This is a genomic window from Micromonospora sp. MGP-C2 (genome assembly GCF_057766525.1).
In genome coordinates, this window is the sequence record NZ_JBYMEN010000002.1 from 1,815,610 (window position 1) to 1,837,090 (window position 21,481).

Genomic DNA, 21,481 nt, shown 5'->3' on the forward strand with positions numbered 1-21,481 from the left:
ACCGTCCATCACCGAGGGCCTGGCCCGGCTCACCACCTAAGTGCAGCGCAGCGCGGACGAGCAGGTGCTCTGGCTGGCGTCCGACGAGTACGGCACCCCTCGTATGCCACGACCCCAGGACCACCGGCACGCCCACGCTCAAGGTCGACGGCAGCCAGGATCTAGGCACCGCGGTGCTGGAGCGCGACGACGCGCGCGCTGCTGCTGGACGCGACGCGCCTCGGTCCGACGACGTCTGCCATGAGCTTGGAGACTCCAGGACGCCGGCTCCCGCGTCGAGATAGAGCAGCAGCGGCCTGCGTTCCGGTCCGTGCAGCCGGTCGTGGCCGGTGTCGAAAGCGGGTCCCGTCTCGGCGTCGCCCGAGTCGAACACGCGGACGGTTCGACACCGACGATCGCGTCACGCGCTCACAGCAGCGCCGCGTTCATCTTCGCCCGCTGGTAGGCGGGCGTCGCGGTACCCGGTACTTACATCTCGACCAGCGGGACCGGCAGGTCCGAGCCGGTCAGAGCGCGCATGAGCGTGGCGATACCGCCGGCCAGCTCGGTCACCGGTGCGTCGAGCCCCAGCACGTACGCCCAAACGCCGTCGGGCCGCCACGCCCGCCAGCGAACCGCGCAGGCCGGCGGTGACGCCCGGGGCGGCATCGTCGGCGGTCGCGGTGCGCAGCGGCTCGGGCGCGGCCGTCAGATCGAGCGCCGGTGGCAGGTACGCCGCCCACTCCGAGCGCAGGTCGCGCGCGTGAACCTCCGGCGAGGGGTCGGCTCGCGGGCCGTTCGGCAGGCCACCGGGTAGGTATGCCTGGAGCGGCCGCCGAGCGTTCGCGTCCCAGTCGAGCCCGGTGCCGGGGACAGCAGTCGCCGCCCGGCCGCGTCCCCGTCCGCCAGGGCAATCCGGGCTTGCGCGAGCATCGTCGGGCACGCCGCTGGCGGCACGCGGCAGCAGTCGGTGCAGCGACGTCTCCGGCGGGGCGGCGAATTACGACGGCGTGCTGTCGCCTTTCTCTTGTTACCCGGCTACTGCTGGATCGACTGGAAGATCTCGTTGAGCGAGCCCATCCGGCGCTCGGTCATGTCGCGCAACTGTGCACCGGCATCCTGAAGGGCGGCGAGCATCAGCTCCTCCATCTCCTCCGGGTCGATGTCGGTGAACAAGTTCGGATTCAGGTGTACGGCGGTGAAGGTGCCAGCCGCGGTCATCGAGACCCGCACCGCACCGTTGGCGGCCGTGCCGGTGACCTCGCTGGCCGACAGCCGGTCGCGCATGGCGGCCATCTGCTCCTGCACCGCCTGCGCCTGCTCCAACATCCGGTCCAAGTCCGACATGGGATCCTCCCTCAGCGCCCTGACCAGGTACGCACGTTGGCCCATTCGCCCTCGGCGTAGTTGTTCCAGGACAGGTTCATCGCCGACGCGATCCTGCCAAGTACACCGGTCGGGCCGAACAGGCCGTCTGCGGCGATGTTCCACTCCTGCTGCAGACCTTGGTAATAGGACTGGGCCGGGCCCTGCCACTGGTCCTGCAGGGGCATCAACTTGTTGATCAGCGCCGCGAGTTGCTCTTCGATTTCGGCGGCTTTGGCGTTGAGCGTCTGCCCGGCCATCTCCAGTTCCGCCGGGACGCGCAGGTTACTGGTGGTGGGATCTGGCATGGATCTGTCCTGTCTCGTGGCGGAGGGCTAGAGGTTCGCGCCGGGGATGTCCTGGTTGACGGCGACGAGGCTGTTGATGTTGGCCTGCTCGGCATCGACGTAGTTGTGGAAGTTGCCGCGCAGGCCACTGCCGATGTCGGTCAGCGCGTTGTGCAGCATCCGGCCGAACACGTCGAAGTCGTGCATGAGAATCTCGAACTGCCCGGCCGCGACGCCGTGCCAGATCGACTGCATCTGCACCACAGTCGACCGCAGGTTGGCCAGTTCACCGTCGATATCCGTCGCGGTTACGTCACAGCTGGCCGCCGCGTCCATGATCATTTCCGGTGTTACGAGAATGTGGTCCATCGCAACTTCTTCCTTCCGCTGTCGTCGACAGCTGTTATGCCGTCATCAGGATGGTGGTGCCCGCGCGGACAGCGCGAGTGACCTCTTTGCGGGACACCGCGACAGTCCCCGGTTCAGCGCTGCGTCATCCTGGTCTCGGCGGTCATGCTCTTGAGGTTCGCTCCCTCGGCCGCGACGTAGGTGTCGTACGACTTCTGCATCGCCGTGAGGGCGTCATCGAGCAGGCCGCGGGTGTCGGTGGTGAGCTTCTTCAGGTCGGTGGTGAGGGCCTCGTACTTGTCCCCCGCCGGGCTGTTCCACGATTCGCGGATCGACTGCAGGTGGATCGCCATCGCATTGAGGCTGCTCTCGACCGAGTCACGCTGCTTACGCAGACTGCCGATCGACTCCCCGAGCAGCGGGATCTGCACGGCGTACTCGTAACGTTTGCCGTCCACGATCACGGCGACCGGCTTGCCATTGCCGTCGGTGACCACCCCGTTCTTCGGGTCGTACATGAGGGTGGTGAGCCCGTCGGCCCCGTACGAGATGGTGATGCTCTTGCCGTCCTTGCTCCCGTGCAACGGGCGGCCCTGACCGTCGAACGAATCGTAGATCCACCCGTCGGCCTGCATCAGTACGACGTCCCCGTCGGGGTTACGGCTGACGACTGTCCCGTCCCGGTACGTCCACACACTCGAACCGTCGGCGGCGTACTTGATGTCCACGGCGTTGTTCTTGCCGTCCTCGGTGGCGTGTGTGGGCCGTCCCTGCCCGTCGAACGTGTCGAACGTCCACCCGCCGGCCTGCATCCCCGTCACGACTCCCGCCGGGTTCCGCTGGATCGTCGTGCCGTCGCCGTACTTCCAAGTGCTCGACCCGTCCGGGGCGTACGTGATGGTGATCTGCTGGGCCGGCTGCCCGTTCGTGCTCGGCGCGGTGCCGTGCGTGGGGTTGCCCTCCGCGTCGAACTGGTCGAAGGTCGTGCCGTCCTTCAGCACCTGCCGGGTGGTGTCGCCCTCGGCGTTGCGGTAGACCTTGGTGCCGTCGCCCTGGTAACTCCAGACACTCGACCCGTCGGCGCCGTACGTGATGTCGACCTGCTGCCCGGGTCCCCCGTCCTGCCCCGGCACAGTTCCGTGGGTGGGCCTGCCGTCGCCGTTGAACCGGTCGAAGACGCTGCCGTCCTTCAGCTCCTGCCGGGTCACCGTCCCGTCCGCGGCACTGAAGACCTTCGAGCCGTCGCCCTGGTAACTCCAGACACTCGACCCGTCGGCGCCGTACGTGATGTCGACCTGCTGCCCGGGTCCCCCGTCCTGCCCCGGCACAGTTCCGTGGGTGGGCTTACCGTCACCGTTGAACCGGTCGAAGACGGTGCCCTCGGAGGTGGTCTGCCGAACCACCACGCCGTCAGGGTTGCGCTCGACCTTCGCGCCGTCGGCATACGTCCAAGTGCTGCTGCCGTCACCGCCGTAAGCGATGTCCACCGCCTGCGCCGGCTGCCCATCCGACCCCGGCACCGTGCCATGCGTCGGCTTACCCTCGCCGTTGAACCGGTCGAAGACGGTGCCCTCGGAGGTGGTCTGCCGAACCACCACGCCGTCAGGGTTGCGCTCGACCTTCGCGCCGTCGGCATACGTCCACGTGCTGCTGCCGTCACCGCCGTAAGCGATGTCCACCGCCTGCGCCGGCTGCCCATCCGACCCCGGCACCGTGCCATGCGTCGGCTTACCCTCGCCGTCGAACCGGTCGAAGACGGTGCCCTCGGAGGTGGTCTGCCGAACCACCACGCCGTCAGGGTTGCGCTCGACCTTCGCGCCGTCGGCATACGTCCAAGTGCTGCTGCCGTCACCGCCGTAAGCGATGTCCACCGCCTGCGCCGGCTGCCCATCCGACCCCGGCACCGTGCCATGCGTCGGCTTACCGTCGCCGTCGAACCGGTCGAAGACGGTGCCCTCGGAGGTGGTCTGCCGAACCACCACGCCGTCAGGGTTGCGCTCGACCTTGGCGCCGTCGGCATACGTCCACGTGCTGCTGCCGTCACCGCCGTAAGCGATGTCCACCGCCTGCGCCGGCTGCCCATCCGACCCCGGCACCGTGCCATGCGTCGGCTTGCCCTCGGCGTTGAACCGGTCGAACGTCGCACCATCCGCGCTCACCTCACGCGTGACGTCACCAGCGGCACTACGGTCCACCGTCGTGCCGTCCGCATAGGTCCACGTACTCGACCCGTCAGCGCCATAAGCAATCGACACCTCCTGCGCCGGCTGCCCATCGGTCCCCGGCACCGTTCCGTGCGTCGGCTTGCCCTCGGGGGTGAACCGGTCGAACGTCGCACCATCCGCGCTCACCTCACGCGTGACGTCACCAGCGGCGTTACGGTCGACCTTGGTGCCGTCGGCATACGTCCACGTGCTGCTGCCGTCACCGCCGTAAGCAATCGAGACGTCCTGCGCCGGCTGCCCATCGACCCCCGGCACGGTGCCGTGCGTGGGCTTGCCCTCGGGGGTGAACCGGTCGAATGTCGCCCCATCCGCGCTCACCTCACGCGTGACGTCACCAGCGGCGTTGCGGTCGACCTTGGTGCCGTCCGCGTAGGTCCAGGTGCTGCTGCCGTCACCGCCGTAAGCGATGTCCACCGCCTGCGCCGGCTGCCCATCGGACCCTGGCACGGTGCCGTGCGTCGGCTTGCCATCGCCGTTGAACCGGTCGAACGTCGCCCCATCCGCGCTCACCTCACGCGTGACGTCACCAGCGGCGTTACGGTCGACCTTGGTGCCGTCCGCGTAGGTCCAGGTACTGCTGCCGTCACCGCCGTAAGCAATCGACACGTCCTGCGCCGGCTGCCCATCAGCCCCCGGCACCGTTCCATGCGTCGGCTTGCCATCGCCGTTGAACCGATCGAAGGACGCACCATCCGCGCTCACCTCACGCGTGACGTCACCAGCGGCACTACGGTCCACCGTCGTGCCGTCCGCGTAGGTCCACGTGCTGCTGCCGTCAGCTCCGTAAGCAATCGAGACGTCCTGCGCGGGCTGCCCATTGGCGCCTGGCACGGTGCCGTGCGTGGGCTTGCCATCAGGGGTGAACCGGTCGAAGGACGCACCATCCGCGCTCACCTCACGCGTGACGTCACCAGCGGCGTTACGGTCGACCGTCGTGCCGTCCGCGTAGGTCCAGGTGCTGCTGCCGTCACCGCCGTAAGCAATCGACACGTCCTGCGCCGGCTGCCCATCCGACCCTGGCACGGTGCCGTGCGTGGGCTTGCCGTCGGCCGTGAACCGGTCGAATGTCGCCCCATCCGCGCTCACCTCACGGGTGACGTCACCGGCCGCGTTGCGGTCGACCTTGGTGCCCTCGGCGTAGGTCCAGGTACTGCTGCCGTCACTGCCGTAGGCGATGTCCACGTCCTGCGCCGGCTGCCCATCCGACCCCGGCACCGTGCCGTGCGTGGGCTTGCCGTCGGCCGTGAACCGGTCGAACGTCGCCCCATCCGCGCTCACCTCACGCGTGACGTCACCAGCGGCGTTACGGTCGACCTTGGTGCCGTCCGCGTAGGTCCAGGTACTGCTGCCGTCACTGCCGTAGGCGATGTCCACGTCCTGCGCCGGCTGCCCATCCGACCCCGGCACCGTGCCGTGCGTGGGCTTGCCGTCGGCCGTGAACCGGTCGAACGTCGCCCCATCCGCGCTCACCTCACGCGTGACGTCACCAGCGGCGTTACGGTCGACCTTGGTGCCGTCCGCGTAGGTCCAGGTACTGCTGCCGTCACCGCCGTAAGCAATCGACACGTCCTGCGCCGGCTGCCCATCGACCCCCGGCACCGTGCCGTGCGTCGGCTTGCCCTCGGGGGTGAACCGGTCGAACGTCGCCCCATCCGCGCTCACCTCACGCGTGACGTCACCAGCGGCGTTACGGTCGACCTTGGTGCCGTCGGCGTAGGTCCAGGTACTGCTGCCGTCACCGCCGTAAGCAATCGACACGTCCTGCGCCGGCTGCCCATCCGACCCCGGCACCGTGCCGTGCGTCGGCTTGCCCTCGGGGGTGAACCGGTCGAACGTCGCCCCATCCGCGCTCACCTCACGCGTGACGTCACCAGCGGCGTTACGGTCGACCTTGGTGCCGTCGGCGTAGGTCCAGGTGCTCGACCCGTCAGCGCCGTATGCGATGTCCACGTCCTGCGCGGGCTGCCCATCCGACCCCGGCACCGTTCCATGCGTCGGCTTGCCATCGCCGTTGAACCGATCGAAGGACGCACCATCCGCGGTCACCTCACGGGTGACGTCACCAGCGGCACTACGGTCCACCGTCGTGCCGTCCGCGTAGGTCCAGGTGCTCGACCCGTCGGGGCCGTAGGTGATGTCCACCGCCTGCGCCGGCTGCCCATCGGTCCCCGGCACCGTGCCGTGCGTCGGCCTGCCATCAGCAGTGAACCGATCGAAGGACGCACCATCCGCGCTCACCTCACGCGTGACGTCACCAGCGGCACTACGGTCCACCGTCGTGCCGTCCGCGTAGGTCCAGGTGCTCGACCCGTCGGAGCCGTAAGCAATCGAGACGTCCTGCGCGGGCTGCCCATCGGCGCCTGGCACGGTGCCGTGCGTGGGCTTGCCATCAGGGGTGAACCGGTCGAACGTCGCGCCATCCGCGCTCACCTCACGCGTGACGTCACCAGCGGCGTTACGGTCGACCTTGGTGCCGTCCGCGTAGGTCCAGGTGCTGCTGCCGTCACCGCCGTAAGCGATGTCCACCTCCTGTGCCGGCTGCCCATCCGCCCCCGGCACCGTGCCATGCGTCGGCTTGCCCTCGGCGGTGAACCGGTCGAACGTCGCACCATCCGCGCTCACCTCACGCGTGACGCCACCAGCGGCACTACGGTCCACCGTCGTGCCGTCGGCATACGTCCACGTGCTGCTGCCGTCACCGCCGTAAGCGATGTCCACCTCCTGTGCCGGCTGCCCATCCGCCCCCGGCACCGTGCCGTGCGTCGGCCTGCCATCAGCAGTGAACCGATCGAACGACGCACCATCCGCGCTCACCTCACGGGTAACGTCACCAGCGGCATTACGATCGACGGTCGTGCCGTCCGCGTAGGTCCAGGTGCTCGACCCATCACCGCCATAAGCGATCGACACCTCCTGCGCCAGCTGCCCATCAGCCCCCGGCACCGTGCCATGCGTCGGCTTGCCCTCGGCGGTGAACCCGTCGAACGACGCACCATCCGCGCTCACCTCACGGGTAACGTCACCAGCGGCGTCGCGGTCGACCTTGGTGCCGTCGGCGTAGGTCCAGGTGCTCGACCCATCACCGCCGTAAGCGATGTCCACCTCCTGCGCCAGCTGCCCATCCGACCCCGGCACGGTGCCGTGCGTGGGCTTGCCATCGCCGGTGAACCGATCGAACGACGCACCATCCGCGCTCACCTCACGGGTGACGCCACCAACGGCGTCGCGGTCGACCTTGGTGCCGTCGGCGTAGGTCCAGGTGCTCGACCCATCACCGCCGTAAGCGATGTCCACCGCCTGCGCCAGCTGCCCATCCGACCCCGGCACCGTGCCGTGCGTCGGCCTGCCATCGGCGGTGAACCCGTCGAACGTTGCACCATCCGCGGTCACCTCACGCCTAATGCCACCAGCCGCATTACGGTCCACCGACGTGCCATCCGCATACGACCAGGTGCTCGATCCATCACCGCCGTAGGCGATGTCCACCGCCTGCGCCGGCTGGCCGTCCGACCCCGGCAGCGTGCCGTGCGTCGGCCGGCCATCGGCGGTGAACCCGTCGAACGACGCCCCATCCGCGGTCACCTCACGCGTAATGCCACCAGCCGCATTGCGATCGACCGTCGTACCGTCCGCGTACGTCCACGTACTCGACCCGTCGGGGCCGTAGGCGATCGACACGTCCTGCGCGGGCTGCCCATCGGCCCCCGGCACCGTGCCGTGCGTCGGCCGGCCATCGGCGGTGAACCCGTCGAACGTTGCACCATCCGCGCTCACCTCACGCGTAATGCCACCAGCCGCATTGCGATCGACAGTCGTGCCGTCCGCGTAGGTCCAGGTGCTGCTGCCGTCACCGCCGTAAGCAATCGACACCTCCTGCGCCGGCTGCCCATCCGACCCCGGCACCGTGCCATGCGTCGGCCTGCCATCAGAGGTGAACCGGTCGAACGACGCACCATCTGCGGTCACCTGACGCGTAACGTCACCAGCCGCATTACGGTCCACCGACGTGCCATCCGCATACGACCACGTACTCGACCCGTCACCGCCGTACGTGATGGAGACGTCCTGGTTTCCCGGAAGGGTCCCGTGGGTGGGCCTGCCATCAGCGGTAAACCCGTCGAACGACGCACCATCCGCGGTCACCTGACGCGTAACGTCACCAGCCGCATTACGGTCCACCGACGTGCCATCCGCATACGACCACGTACTCGACCCGTCACCGCCGTACGTGATGGAGACGTCCTGGTTTCCCGGAAGGGTCCCGTGGGTGGGCCTGCCATCAGCGGTAAACCCGTCGAACGACGCACCATCCGCGGTCACCTGACGCGTAACGTCACCAGCCGCATTCCGATCCACCGTCGTGCCATCCGCATAGGACCACGTACTCGATCCGTCACCGCCGTAAGCGATGTCGACCGCCTGCGTCAGCTGCCCATCGGCCCCCGGCAGCGTGCCGTGCGTGGGCCTGCCGTCGGCGGTGAACCGGTCGAACGACGCACCATCCGCCGTCAACTGACGCGTAACCTCACCAGCCGCATTCCGATCCACCGACGTGCCATCCGCATACGACCACGTACTCGACCCGTCACCGCCGTACGCGATGGAGACGTCCTGATTTCCCGGAAGGGTCCCGTGGGTGGGTTTGCCGTCGGCGGTGAACCCGTCGAAGACGGTTCCGTCGGGGAGTTGCTGGCGCACGGGATGGCCGTCGCTGTCGTAGTCGACGACTGTGCCGTCGGCGCTGGTCTCGGTGGGCACGTCGGTCTCCTCGACTGGCGGCGGGCATGCGCTTCGAGACTAGGAGCGACGACAGAGCAGACGGCAAGACACTTGTTCGGGGACGTCGGAGGCTGTTTCGGGAGGAACTTTGCGACGTCCTCGAACCGGCACGGGCTTCCAGCCGTTCTATGGCGGAACCTGGTGTGGGAGGTAGCAATGTTGGAAGTCGCTGTCGTGGCAGATCAACCGATCTGGCGAGCCGGCCTGGAAAAGCTGGCCGGCGACGATCCGGATCTGCGGATGGTCGCGGCGGTGGCTGCGCTGACGGACCTGCCGGCCGGTGCGACGTACGACCTGGTCGTTTTGGATGCGGCGGAGCCGGATGCGTCGACGCTGGGGCTGGTCCGCGGGGCCACGCCGTTCGGGCATCTGCTCGTCAGCGCGGACTGGACGGGCCGCCCGAATCTGATGGCGGCGATCCGGGCGGGGGCCCGCGGCTGCGTGAGCCGACTCGCGGAGCAGGAGGCGGTGCGGGAGGCCATGCGGGTGACCGCGCAGGGTGGCTTCTACCTGTGCCCGCGGCTGGCGGACCGGTTCCCGGCCGAGTTGCCGGGTTCTCCCGCCGACGAGCAGGGCGGGCTCGCACCGCGGGAGGTGGAGACGTTGCGGTGGATTGCGTCCGGCTTCACGCATTCGCAGATCGCTACGCGGATGGGCCTTTCCCAGGCGACGGTCAACACGTACGCGAAGCGGATCCGCGCGAAGCTGAACGCCAACAACAAGGCCGAGCTGACCCGCCGCGCGATCGAGCTCGGCCACTTGACGTCCGTGAAGAGCTAGAAGATCGTGCGTCCCATCATCATCAGGTGGCCGAAGACGCCGAAGACGCCCATGGTCAGCGGCGCGATGAGGATCGCCGCGAGGACGCCGAGCGCTTCGGCGCGGCTGCGGCGGATCGGCGGTTTGGGGCCGGGTCCGTGTGGCTTGGCTGGCGGCATGAACACGCTCATCGCGACTCCGGCCGCGATGACGAGCAGTCCCGCCCCGAGCAGGATGACCGCTGCCACGCCGCCGGAGGTGGCGTACGCGCGGGCTGCGGCGACCAGCAGCCCGAAGACGCCGATGGTTGCCGCCCCGCCGAGAAGGTAGAGCTCGGTGGTGAACGCCGCTCCGCGTGCCCTGACGGCGATGGCGATGCAGATGAAGAGGGCGAGGATCACGGCGAACCAACGTCCGGAGAGGGCCAGCACGGGCATGGCCACGGCGAGGGCGAGGACCGGACCGGCCAGCACGATGGGCAGGATCCGGGCCGAGGTGTGCACGAGCTCGGGGATGGGCCGCACGGGCGTCCAGGCTGTGATGAGTGCGGCGATGCGGCGGCCGAGGGCCAGCATTCCGGTGGCGACCGCAGCGGCGATCGCGGCGGATTCGACGGTGTCGGCTTCCAGGCCGGCGGTGAGTGCGACGGTCAGACCGCCTGCGAGCAGAGATACCTCGGCCGCGACGAAGATCGTTTCGGGCAGCATCGCGATCGCCATGAGCATCGCGGTGTTGGCGCCGATGGCGGCGCCGCCCCAGGCCCAGTCGCTGCCGCCGAGGCCACGGGCGATGAGCAGACCGGCGCCGGCGAGGCCGGGTACGGCGGTGAGCGCGACGGTCAGCACGAGGCCGACCGGCACCGCGGTGGGGCGTTGGCGCAACCCCCAAGCGGTGCCGAGCAGAGCCATGCTGGCGACGGTGAGCCCCACAGCCGCACCGGTGTCGGTGCCGTAACTCAGCGAGAGCAGGACGGCCGCCGCGATCAGCAGGATGAGGCCGAGGGCGAGCACGACAGGCCCGGGGTGGACGCTGTTGCGGCGTAGCTGTTCGGTTTCCTCGGCGACGGCCTCGTCGATGTCTTTGACGTCGAGGACGTCGACCGTGCCGCTTGCGAGGTCGTACAGGTAAAGCACCTCGCCGTCGACGACGCCGGCCTGCAGCAGTGCGATGTCGAGGGCGAACGGCCCGGTGTCGGCACGGGCCAGTGACCAGACGGGTGGCAGCTGGTCGGAGCCGCCCTGGCCGCACAGTTCGGCGAGGCGGGGGGTGTATTCCCCCAGCGGGCTGAGCGACGGCAGGGCGATGTCGACGCTGCGGTAGGTGCCCACCACTGTGACACGGGTGTGTTCGTTCGCCATGCGACGGCCTTTCAGTTGACGGGTTCGAGCGCCGGCACGGGAACGGCGGTCTGGATGAGCTGGTTGGGGTGGCCGCGCCGGACCAGGACGCCGCGACCGGGCGGGCGCTGGGCGGCGCGTTCGTCGCCGAGGATGACGCCTTCGCGGTGGTCGCCGGAGAGCACGATGCCGCCGCAGCCCATGTCGCGGATGCGGCTGGCGAGCTGGTCGGACATGCCGGAGCGGACCATGCCGGCGACCCGGCGGGCGAGGACGAGGTGCAGGCCGACCTCGCGGGCCTGCGGGACGAACGGTATGAGCGGGGCGAGCACCGCCTGCGGGCCGCCGGCGAGCAGGTCGTAGTCGTCGACGACGACGTAGATTTCCGTGCCTTCCCACCAGTCGCGGGCTTTGAGCTGGGCGGGGGTGATGCCGGGCGGCGGGATCCGTTCCTTGAGTTTGTCGACGACGCTCTGGACGTAGACCCGTGCGCTGTCGGCGTCACCGGCGTACGCGCCGAGGTGCTCGGGTGCCACGGCGTCCATGAGCGAGTGGCGGTAGTCGAAGAGGACCACCCGCATGTCGTACGGGGAAATGCGTTCGGTGAGCCCGGTCAGCCACGTACGCAAGAAGGTGCTCTTGCCGGATCCGGCGTCGCCGTAGATGAGGAAGTGCGGGTCGCCGGTGGTGAGGTCGAGCCCGACGGTGCGCAGGTCGTTCTCGGCGACGCCGATCGGCACGGTCTCGGGGGTGGCGGCGGCCAGGGAGGGAAGCTCGGTGACGGTGATGCGCTGTGGCAGCAGCCGGATCGGGGGTGCCGAAGGACCGGTCCAGTGCTCGGCGATCCGGGCGATGACGTCCTCCTGGGCTTCGCGCAGCCCGTCCGCGGAGTCGACGCCGTCGAGGCGGGGCAGCACGAGCTGGAAGTAGATGCCCGGTGCGCTGATGCCTCGGCCCGGCACCCCGGCGGGCACCCGAGCGGCGATGCGGCGGTTGACGTCGGATTCGCTGGGGTCGTTGAGGCGCAGCTCCATGCGGGTGCCGATGCTGTCGCGCAGGGCGGGACGGATGTCGTTCCAGCGCCCGGAGGTGAGCACCAGGTGCACTCCGGCGCCCAGGCCGCGCGCGGCGATCTCGTTGACCGCGGCTTCGGCGCCCTCGAACTCTGTGCGCAGTGCACCCCAGTTGTCGATCATCAGGAAGACGTGCGGGGCGTCGAGGTCAGCGAAGGTCTCGATGCCCTTGGCGCGCATCGTGCGTTCCCGTTCGACGATCAGTGCGCGCATCTCGGCGAAGGTGCGGCTCACCAGGTCGGGTTCGGCGCGACCGGCGACGGTGCCGACGTGCGGTGCCGCCGCGTACGGGTGAAGTGTCCCGCCGCCGAAGTCGATGCAGTAGAACCGCATCTCCTCGGGGGTGTGGGTGAGCATTCCGGCGAGCATGATCGTACGCAGGAGTGAGCTGCGCCCGGTCCGTGGCGCGCCGACGGCGGCGAGGTGCCCGTGAGTGCCGCCGAAGTCCATGACCAGCGTTTCCTGGTCCTGTTTGACTGGCAGGTCGAGCAGGCCGATCGGCACGGCGAGGCGCCCGGACAGCGGCCAGACGTGGGCGGAGTAGCCGCGTTCCTCCTGGACGGAGGGCCGGCCGATCAGGTGGTCGAGGGCGAGCGCGGCGGGCAGCGGCGGCAGCCACACCTGGTGCGCCGGGCTGGTGACCGAGGTCAGCCGGTCCACCAGGATCTTCAGCTCGGTCGGGCCGGGCCGGGCGGTGAGCTGCGACTCGTCGGGCTCCTGCACGTTCGAGGTGTAGGTGCGCAGGTCGAACGGCAGCAGCGCGCCGTCGCCGCGGCCGGCGCTGAACCGTTCCTCCGCGCTGACGTAGGGGGCGGAGACGTGGGCGACGCGGAATCGCTGGTAGATCGACTCGTCCACTTTCAGGTACGCCGAGCCGGGGATCGGGGGGAGTTTGTACGCGTCGGTGGTGCCGATGACCGTTCGGCTCTCGGCGGCGCTGAAGGTGCGCAGGCAGATCCGGTAGGACAGGTGTGAGTCCAGTCCGCGCAGCTTGCCCTCCTCGAGCCGTTGGGTGGCCATGAGCAGGTGCATGCCGAGGCTGCGTCCGACCCGGCCGATCTGGACGAACAGCTCGGCGAACTCGGGGCGCCCGGAGAGCAGCTCGCCGAACTCGTCGACCACGATGAGCAGCGTGGGCAGCGGTTCGAGCGGGGTGCCGTCGGGTGCGGCGGCGCCGGCTGCGCGGCGAATCTGGTATTCGCGGACGGTGTCGACGTTGCCGGCGTCACGCAGGATCCGCTGACGGCGCTGCTGTTCGCCCATCAGGGCGGCGAGCACCCGGTCAATCATGGCGGCGTCGTCGGCGAGGTTGGTGATCAGCCCGGAGACGTGGGGCAGGCCCTGCAGCGGCGCGAACGCCGCGCCGCCCTTGAAGTCGATGAGGACGAAGCTGAGAAGCTCCGGCGAGTGGGTCAGCGCGAGGCCGGTGACCAGCGTACGCAGCAACTCGCTCTTGCCGGAGCCGGTGGCGCCGACGATCAGACCGTGCGGCCCGGACCCGCCCTGCGCGGATTCCTTGATGTCAAGCACGACGGTCTGGCCGTCGCCGTCGACCCCGATCGGCGCGCGCAGCATCCGCGGGTCGCCGGCGGTGACCCATCGGCTGGTGACGTCGCCGCGACCGGGGTCGGTGCCGAGGATCATCTCGCTGAGCGAGCGGGTGCGGGTGAGGACCTGTTCGCGTTCGTCGCTGAGCCGCAGCGGCGCGAGGTTGCGCGCGATGAGCTCGGCCAGCAACGGCGACACGTCGTCGGGCCGACAGCGCAGCGCCGGGGTGACGACCAGATCGCGGCGTCCTTCGGTGACCACGTGTCCGGCGTCGTCGAAGCGGATCCGCAGGTCGACCCGGCTGGGTTCGTCCAACTCCCGTTCGCCGCAGAAGATCAGAGTGAGGCCGAGCTGGGGTCCGGCCCCGGCGAGCAGGGCGGCCATCAGGTCGGAGCGGCCCCATTCGGAGAACGGCGCGAATCCGGTGAAGAGCACGACCAACCGCCGCTGCTTGGCGGCGGGGCGATCGCCACTGAAACCATTACGCCGGGTGGTCTGCAGTTCGGTGCGCTGGGTGAGTTCGGCCTGCAGGAAGGTGGTCAGGACGTCGGGGCCCTCGGCGACCAGCGACACCGATCCGCTGTCACTGCGGGCGTCCGGCTCGAAGGTGTGCGGCAACCACTTGGTCCATTCCCAGTGTTCAGAGCTGGCGGTCTCGACCACCAGGGTGACGTCGTCGGGGGCGTGCAGGACGGCAATCTGGCACAGCAGGGCTCGGGTGAGCAGGTCGGTGCGGGCCGGGTCGCCGACGACGCTGATGACTCCGGCGTTGCCGACGTCGATGATCATCGGCTGGTTGTCGAGGTGGCCCATCCGGTCGATCAGGCGGTGCGCCGCCTGCATGGAGTCCCAGTCGTAGTCGCCCAGCGGATCCATCTTGGGGTCGAGCTCGATCGGGGTGGCCAGCCGTACGGCCCCGTGCCCGATCCGGACCCGCAGGAAGTCGGCGTCGTCCTGGCGTCGTTCCCACACGCGGTGCCGGTTGATGCTGATCGACCAGAGCCGCTGCGGGTCGGGGTTGGCGAGGGCGGCGACGGTCCGCTGGGCCTGGGCGACCTCGCGGGCCTGGTCGCGGGCCAGCGCGAGGTGCCGGCGGTAGCGGATGCGCTGCTTGCGGGCGGTGCGGCCGCTGGTGCTGCGCTGCTGCATCCGCATCGCGATGACCGCGCCTGCGGAGGTCACGAAGAACAGCACACCAATGATGATCAGCGCGGGTTTGCCAAACGTGATCATGTACGCGGACATGCCGACGCTGCTCAACAGCGGCAGAATCAGCGTCCACGCGGAGTTCGCCTGGTTGTCGGTGGGCGGTTCCGGCGGGCTGGGCAGGGTCACCGTCTGCTCCGGCAGCTGCGGCAACAGCATCCGGGCTGGGCGGTGGAAGGCCAGGCGGCTCATCAGGCTCCTCAGCCTCGGACGTCGAAGTCGACGTCGGTCAGGTCGGCGGCTTCCAGCGTGCTGAGCTGTTCGTCGGTGGGATCGTCAAGGGTGCTGATGCGCCCGGCGTGCTGCTCGGTCATCGCCTGGAAGACCTTGCGCGCGTACCGGCCGTTGCCGAAGCCTTCGCCGCGGTCGATGGTGGCGAAGAACTCGGCCAGTCGGTCCTGGGCGCCGTCGGAGAGCCGATAGTCGTGGTCCTTGGCCTGTTTCGCGACGATCCGCGCCATGTCGACCTCGGAGTAGTCGTCGAAGGTCAGGGTGCGCGAGAACCGGGACGACAGGCCCGGGTTGGCGGCGATGAAGTGACGCATCAGGTCGGGGTAGCCGGCCACGATGACGACGACCTCCTCGCGGTGGTCCTCCATGAGCTTGACCAGCGTGGAAATCGCCTCGCGGCCGAAGTCGCTGCCCTGTCCCTCGGGCACCAGCGCGTACGCCTCGTCGATGAACAGCACCCCGCCGAGCGCTCGCTCGAACGCGGCCTGGGTCTTGGGTGCGGTGTGCCCGACGTACTCGCCGACGAGCATGCCGCGGTCGACCTCGACGAGGTGGCCGCTGCTGAGCATGCCCAGCGCGGCGAGCAGTTGACCGTAGAGCCGGGCGACGGTCGTCTTGCCGGTGCCGGGGTTGCCGGCGAACACCAGGTGCCGGGACATCGGCGGGGGCGCCAGGCCGGCCTCGCGGCGCCGTTTCACCAGGTGCATCAGTTTGACCATCGTCCCGACGTCCTGCTTGACCCGGGTGAGCCCGATCAGCTCGTCGAGTTGGTCGAGCAGCGGCTGCAGCTCGACGGTGTCGGGCTGGAGCGCGGAGCCGGCCGCCGAGGTGGCGACCGTCGCCGGGGCAACGCCCACCGCCGGAACGGCGACCGAGGGCCAGCGCGCCGCGCCGACCCCCGAGCTGTGACATTCGGTGAATGTCGCCGACGCCCGGTCGCCCTGGCTGACGTCCTCGTCCGTTTCGCGTACGGCACACCGGTGGAACGCCGGGTCGGCGTCGTCGCCAATGTAAATGGCGGGATATCCGGTACGCGAGAACGTCGAGTCGGCGATGCTGCCGTGGGCGCCCGCTCCGAAATAGATGCCGTTCTTCTTCGTGTCGGTGACCGTCAGTCGCCGCACTGACGGGCGCGCGCCGGTCCAGACAGCTATCCCGCTGCCACCGATCTCGGCGACCTCGCAGTCGTCGAGCATCGGCTCGGCGTCGACATCGATGAAGATGCCGGCGGCGCCGCAGCCGCGTACGGCGGTGCGCGTGATCGCCGGCGCGGCACCGGCCGCGATCTCCACTCCGGTCTGGGCGATGTCGCGGATGACGCAGTCCTGCAGCAGCGGCCGGTGCGGGGTGTCGACCCGTACACCGGTGTGGCACCTGGCCACGGTCAGCCCGCGCAGCTGGGCGTCGGCGGTCTCGTCGATCTGGATGCCGCCCAGTTCGGCCCGCTCGACCCGGCCGCCGCGCACGTGCAGGATTGCCGCACCGGAGGCGCGCACGCCCAGCTCGGAGGTGCCCTCGACGGTGACGTCGAGCAGGGTGACCGCCGCCGCGCCGGTCAGGTGCACGGCGGTGAATCCGCAGTTGGTCACGGCGCTGTCGCGCATCAGCAGCCGGCTGGCGCCGACCGCGAAGACGCCGTTGGCGGCAGCGGTGCTCAGCGCGCCGCCGGTCCAGCGAACCTCGGCGTCGTCGAGAAGGGCGAGCCCGGTCTGCACGCTGTCGGTCACTGTGGAATTGCGTACGCCCAGCCGGCTGTGCTGGGTTGCCAGCACCCCGGAGGTGCCGGCCCGGTTGACGGTGGTGTCCACCAGCAGCGCGCCGGACGTGCCGCCGGTGACGAACCCGGCTCCGCCGGTGCGGCTGATCTCGCAGTTACGCACGACGACGCCGGTGCCCTCCGGCGGCTCGGCGATCTCGTGGTCGTCGGCTCGTCCGGGCCGCACGGACGCCCACCAGGCGCGGTCGCCAGGCAGGTTGCCGAGCACGCGGACGCCGTCGCCGCCGACGTCGTGCACCTGGCTGCCGGACAGGCGCAACACGCTGGCGTCGCGGACCTCGATGCCGGCGTCGGCGGCTCCGCCGATGTCGCAACCGGTGAGCACGGCCGAGGCGGTCCCAGCGAGGCGGACCGCGACCCCCGGGGTGTCGGTGAGCACGGCGTCGGTAAGGGTGAGCACGGCCGACCCGGTAGCGGCCACCGCCGCTCCCGTGACCCGCAGCCGTTCGGCGTCGAGCCTGGCCCCGTCGGCCACGCCCACCGCGACGCCCTCGGCGCCGTCCACCGAGCAGCCGGTCAGCCGGGCCGTGGCACGGCCGGTGAGCTGCACCGACCCGGCGGCGACACGGCTGTCCTCCAGGTTCAGGTGTCCGGAGGTGACTGTGACATCGCCGCGGATCGTCAGGCCGCGCGCGGTGACCGTGCCGGCGCGCACCATCAGGGCGGGTCCTTCGGCCGCGACCAGCTCGACCAGACCGTCCGCGTTCTCGGCTATGACGGTGACCGTGCCGTCCAGCACGAGGCACTCGCGGTAGGTGCCGGCCGCCACCGCCACGACAGTGCCCGGCTTGGCGGCGCGCACGGCGGCACCGATCGTGCGGTGCCGGCTCCACGCCCGGGTGGAGACCCGTTCGATCTTGGCCGCGGCCACCTCAGGACGCACAGTTCGCCCGCACCTGGGCCAGGACGATCCGCGCCTGCTTGGCCCCGGAGGCGTCCTTCGCGTCGAGCCGCACGGCGATCTGGTTGCGGTGCACCGGGAAGGTCCCGACGCCGACCCAGGTCCCGGCGGCCTTGCGCTGGTCGACGGTGAAGTTGGCGTACGGCGTGCCGGAGGTCCCGGTGGTGATCGTGTATTTGACGCCGTCGGCGAGTGTGGTTCCGGGCACCGCCGGCACGTAGACGCTGACCTTGCAGGAGGTGATGCGCTCGCCGGTGCTGAACGACCATGTCGCCGTCTGCGGCTGGGTCTGCTCCGCGGTGGGCAGGGGCAGCGTCTGGAACGTGCCGCGGCAGCCGTCCTGCTTCCAGCCGCCGGCGCCGATCGTCCGCCACTGCGCGGTGCGGCCCTGGGCGTCGAACCCGCGGTCGGCACGCGCCTCGCAGTCCCAGCCGGCAACCCCGGTGAAGCCCGCGACCGGCGGGGCCGAGCTGGCCGGTGCCTTGCCCTTGAAAGCCGCCTTCTGGGCGGGGCTCATCGGCTTGACCAGGTGCCAGAACACCCCGACGACGACGGCGCCCACAGCCACCAGCGCGGTCACGGTGATCAGCGTCGGCAGCCGGACGGTCCTCCGCTCACTCGCCGGGCGCTCGGCCGCGTGTTCGACGAAGGCCCGGACGAACTGGCCGCGCCGGCTGAGCTCCTCGGACGCCCGGTGCTCGACGTCCGGCCCGGCCGGATGTTCAGTTCTCGTTGCCCCAGTCATGCTGCTCCGCGCTCGGCTTGCCGGTGTGTAGCTGACCCGGATCATCGCGCACGCTGCGGGGACGCGGCCAAGCCCCGCGAACAGGGGACATGTGCCGGTCCACCCGCGTGGCAGGGTCAAGCAGCGAAGGCTCCAACGGCTGGCGTACCAGCCCGCGCAGTGACGCGCAACGGAGTGGAGCCATTACCGACGGTAATGGCTCCACTCCGTTGTCAATGCGCCTCGCACCCCGTTGGCACTTACCCCGAATCGAGGCGTCGTGCCACCGCGCGCGCCCTCTGGTGCGTGCTGAACTTCCGCGTCACAGGCGTCACACGATGGAGATCGACCGCACCTGGGTGTTGCCCTTGGTGTCGACGTACACCTTGTAATCGCCGACGGTGTAAGTGCCAGCAGCGTTGTTGTTGATGGTGAACGTGCCCGTCACAGCAGACTCGCTGCCGTCGATACGGGTCTGCTTCACCGTGATGGTCAACTCGTTGGTGTTGCCCTTCAGCTTCTTGACCACCGCCGACGGCTTCGCGTCGACGGCCGCGTTGGCGACCGTCACGTAGACGGCGTCGGGTGACGAGAACTCCGCGTTCTTCTGCCCATCACCGAACACGAAGAAGCCCCGCTGTTCGACGGCGCCGCGCCCCGGGAACGGATCCGGGTTGGAGGCCAGGTACGTCGGGTTGAGCTTGTACAGGTCCGTCTTGGAATCCGCGAGGACGGGCTTCACCCCGGCGTACGGCGCATCGGTGACCGCGAGGTTGACCGACAGGTAGATGGCGTTGGGGTTGGTGGCCGAGATGCGCGAGGAGAAGTACTTGTCCGCGCTCTGCCCTGCGGGAACGGCCAGCGGCACAACCTCGCCGCCGACGAGGATGTTGAACTGGAAGCCGCCGTAGCCCCCGGCGACGAACTTCGCCCAGGCCGCGTCCGACATGTGGTCGGGGCGCTCCACCTTGAACTCCAGACGCATCGGCGCCACGTACGAGTTGTTCAGGTACTCGGCGTCGTTCAGGGGCAGGTAGACCCCTCCCGGCTCGTGGCCCAGTGCGAAGGCCGCCTGCGTCGGGGCCGTGTTGCCGCGCCCGTTCCACATCGGGATGTTGAACGAGGTGGCGCCGAGCAGGGCCTGGTTGCCCAACTGGTTCGCGCCGACAGCCGGCGACGCGTCCTTGTAGGTTCCGATCGTGACGTCGAGCAGGTCGAGGTCCGCGCGGTCGGCGTTCAGCCCCGGCATGTCCGCCCACATGAACTTGGCGCCGGCGGGCCCGGAGTAGCGGGCCATCTCCACCATGCCGTCGGCCATGATCTTGGTCATCTGCACTGCCGAGTCGACCTTCATCCGCTCGTTGGCCGTGTGCCACCAGCGCTCGTTACCCGGGATGACGGCGCCGAAGGCAGTCATCTTGTTGCGGAAGTTGCTGGCCAGCGTGCCACCGGTCGTGCCCTGTGGGTACACCACGTCCCGGAGGGAATACGGATCCGCGAACTCCTGCGGGCTGTGGTCGATGGAGGCCTGGTAGCTCCCGAACTGAAGAGCCGTCAGCGGGTTGTCGTGAGTGACGTACAACCCGGCGCCGATGGGCGAGCCAAGGCTGCCGATGATGAACCCCTTCGACTGGAAGGCGTCCGTGACCGCCGTCGTCGCCTGGCCGGAGTCAGCCGCGTTGAGGTGCATGCTGCGCACGTACATCGGCATGCTGAGGCTGCCGGAGGCGTCCGTGTAGAAGCGCGTCGGGGTCTCCGAATTGATGTTTCCCATGAGGGCGAAGGTCAGGTTCGGCGTGCCGTTGCTCGCGTTGCGCAACAGGTTCGCCGGGATGCCCATGTACTTCCCGATGTAGGCCTCGCCTTCGACACCGTCGCGGAAGAACAGGTCGGCGATGCCGTCGGCGGCCTTCTTCAACTGCATGTCGGCGGCCGTGTCACCCAAGGAGCCGAGCCCCTTGGAGAGGAGGAACATCCCCCACACGACGGCGTTCTTGCCGTACTGCGGGGTCGGCATCTCCATCGCCACATCGGTGTTGATCTCCAGCGTCAGCGAGTCGCCGCTGATCGTGGTCTGAACCTTGGGCGTGGTGCCGGAAGCAGCCGGGAGCCAACCCTTCGTGGTCGCGGCGGCGACGATCGCCGACACGAACCGGTCGCGCTCAGCGGAGCCGGCCCCCGCCACGTCGAGGGTGAAGATCGCCCGCGAGGCGATCTGCGTGGTGCTGCCGTAGGCGATGTCCTTGAGCGTCGGGTCGCCTTCGCGCAGGGTGACGCCAGCTGTGGCATCCGTCAGCCGGAAGGCCTTGGCGCTGTCCGCGGACAAGCTCATCGACACCGCCGGGGTCACCGATCCGGAGTTGCCGACGATGACCGGGAACCGCGAGTCGGAGGTGTAGGCCGCGATCGGGGTTTCTTCCCGATTCAGGTTCTTGTAGGCCCAGTTGTCGTAGAAGCTCGGGTTCGAGTTGTACGGGATGGACTGGAAGTTGGCGGTGTTCGCCGCCGTGGGCGTGCCGGGACCGCCGTCTTCGTAGATTCCCATGACGATGCGGATGCGTCGGTCGAGGGGCAACCCCGCCTTGAGCAGAGCCTTGGCCGCGAGCAGCGTCGCCAGCGTCGGACCGCTGTCGTCCTGAATGCCCGCCCCGTAGACCCAGCCGTCCTGCACATAGGGCGAGTGGTAGGCACCAGGAGTGCCGAGGTTGCCGTCGGCGTCCCGCCAGCGCGCCAGCTGCGCCGGCGAAACGGAAGACGTCGGCGAGTCGAGGTGACTCAACGCCATGACCATTTCCGGGGCGTCCGGGTCACCGATCTCCGCGTAGACGTACTTGTCGGCTTGGCGTTGGACGACCACCGGGAAACCCAGGTCAGTGGCCAGCTTGACCACCCAGGCGAGCTTGGCGACCTTGCGGTCGTACTCGTTCTGGTTGGCTTCGGTG

11 protein-coding genes are annotated in these 21,481 nt (G+C 69.3%); 1 reads left to right on the forward strand and 10 read right to left on the reverse strand.

The window, feature by feature from the left end; all coding sequences use genetic code 11:
• Positions 1-468: 468 nt before the first annotated feature.
• The 5 genes from AC3CF1_RS07980 to AC3CF1_RS08000 all read right to left on the reverse strand — a co-directional run bounded on the left by AC3CF1_RS07980 (position 469) and on the right by AC3CF1_RS08000 (position 8,962).
• Positions 469-648, reverse strand: a complete 180-nt coding sequence (locus AC3CF1_RS07980; RefSeq protein WP_328533894.1) for a hypothetical protein — start codon at positions 646-648, stop codon at positions 469-471.
• Between the two features lie 369 nt (positions 649-1,017).
• Positions 1,018-1,326, reverse strand: a complete 309-nt coding sequence (locus AC3CF1_RS07985; RefSeq protein ID WP_185755342.1) for a YbaB/EbfC family nucleoid-associated protein — start codon at positions 1,324-1,326, stop codon at positions 1,018-1,020.
• 11 nt (positions 1,327-1,337) lie between these two features.
• Entirely contained in the window at positions 1,338-1,652 is a 315-nt protein-coding gene (locus AC3CF1_RS07990; protein ID WP_099855205.1) for a WXG100 family type VII secretion target, read from the reverse strand.
• Between the two features lie 27 nt (positions 1,653-1,679).
• Positions 1,680-2,000, reverse strand: coding sequence for a WXG100 family type VII secretion target (locus AC3CF1_RS07995; RefSeq protein WP_328533893.1), 321 nt, complete (start codon positions 1,998-2,000; stop codon positions 1,680-1,682).
• A gap of 113 nt (positions 2,001-2,113) precedes the next feature.
• Positions 2,114-8,962, reverse strand: a complete 6,849-nt coding sequence (locus AC3CF1_RS08000) for a hypothetical protein (protein ID WP_488449957.1) — start codon at positions 8,960-8,962, stop codon at positions 2,114-2,116.
• 195 nt (positions 8,963-9,157) lie between these two features.
• On the opposite strand from AC3CF1_RS08000, the gene AC3CF1_RS08005 reads away from it, so the two are divergent.
• Entirely contained in the window at positions 9,158-9,763 is a 606-nt protein-coding gene (locus AC3CF1_RS08005; protein ID WP_328373190.1) for a response regulator transcription factor, read from the forward strand.
• On the opposite strand, the gene AC3CF1_RS08010 is transcribed toward AC3CF1_RS08005, so the two are convergent.
• From AC3CF1_RS08010 to AC3CF1_RS08030, 5 genes are all read right to left on the reverse strand, one after another.
• On the reverse strand, positions 9,760-11,100 hold the full coding sequence (locus tag AC3CF1_RS08010; RefSeq protein WP_488449958.1) for an EsaB/YukD family protein: 1,341 nt from the start codon (positions 11,098-11,100) through the stop codon (positions 9,760-9,762). The genes AC3CF1_RS08005 and AC3CF1_RS08010 overlap by 4 nt on opposite strands.
• A gap of 11 nt (positions 11,101-11,111) precedes the next feature.
• Positions 11,112-15,098 (reverse strand): type VII secretion protein EccCb, encoded by a 3,987-nt coding sequence (gene eccCb, locus AC3CF1_RS08015; protein ID WP_488449959.1) that lies wholly within the window; start codon positions 15,096-15,098, stop codon positions 11,112-11,114.
• An 8-nt stretch (positions 15,099-15,106) separates the two neighbouring features.
• Complete coding sequence (locus tag AC3CF1_RS08020) at positions 15,107-17,797, reverse strand: right-handed parallel beta-helix repeat-containing protein (protein WP_488449960.1); 2,691 nt, start codon at positions 17,795-17,797, stop codon at positions 15,107-15,109.
• A complete protein-coding gene (locus tag AC3CF1_RS08025; RefSeq protein WP_328373178.1) occupies positions 17,787-18,560 on the reverse strand; it encodes a golvesin C-terminal-like domain-containing protein in 774 nt (257 codons plus the stop codon). Before AC3CF1_RS08025 ends, AC3CF1_RS08020 begins: the two co-directional genes overlap by 11 nt.
• 310 nt (positions 18,561-18,870) lie before the next feature.
• A complete protein-coding gene (locus AC3CF1_RS08030; RefSeq protein ID WP_488449961.1) occupies positions 18,871-21,429 on the reverse strand; it encodes a M20/M25/M40 family metallo-hydrolase in 2,559 nt (852 codons plus the stop codon).
• Positions 21,430-21,481 lie beyond the last annotated feature (52 nt).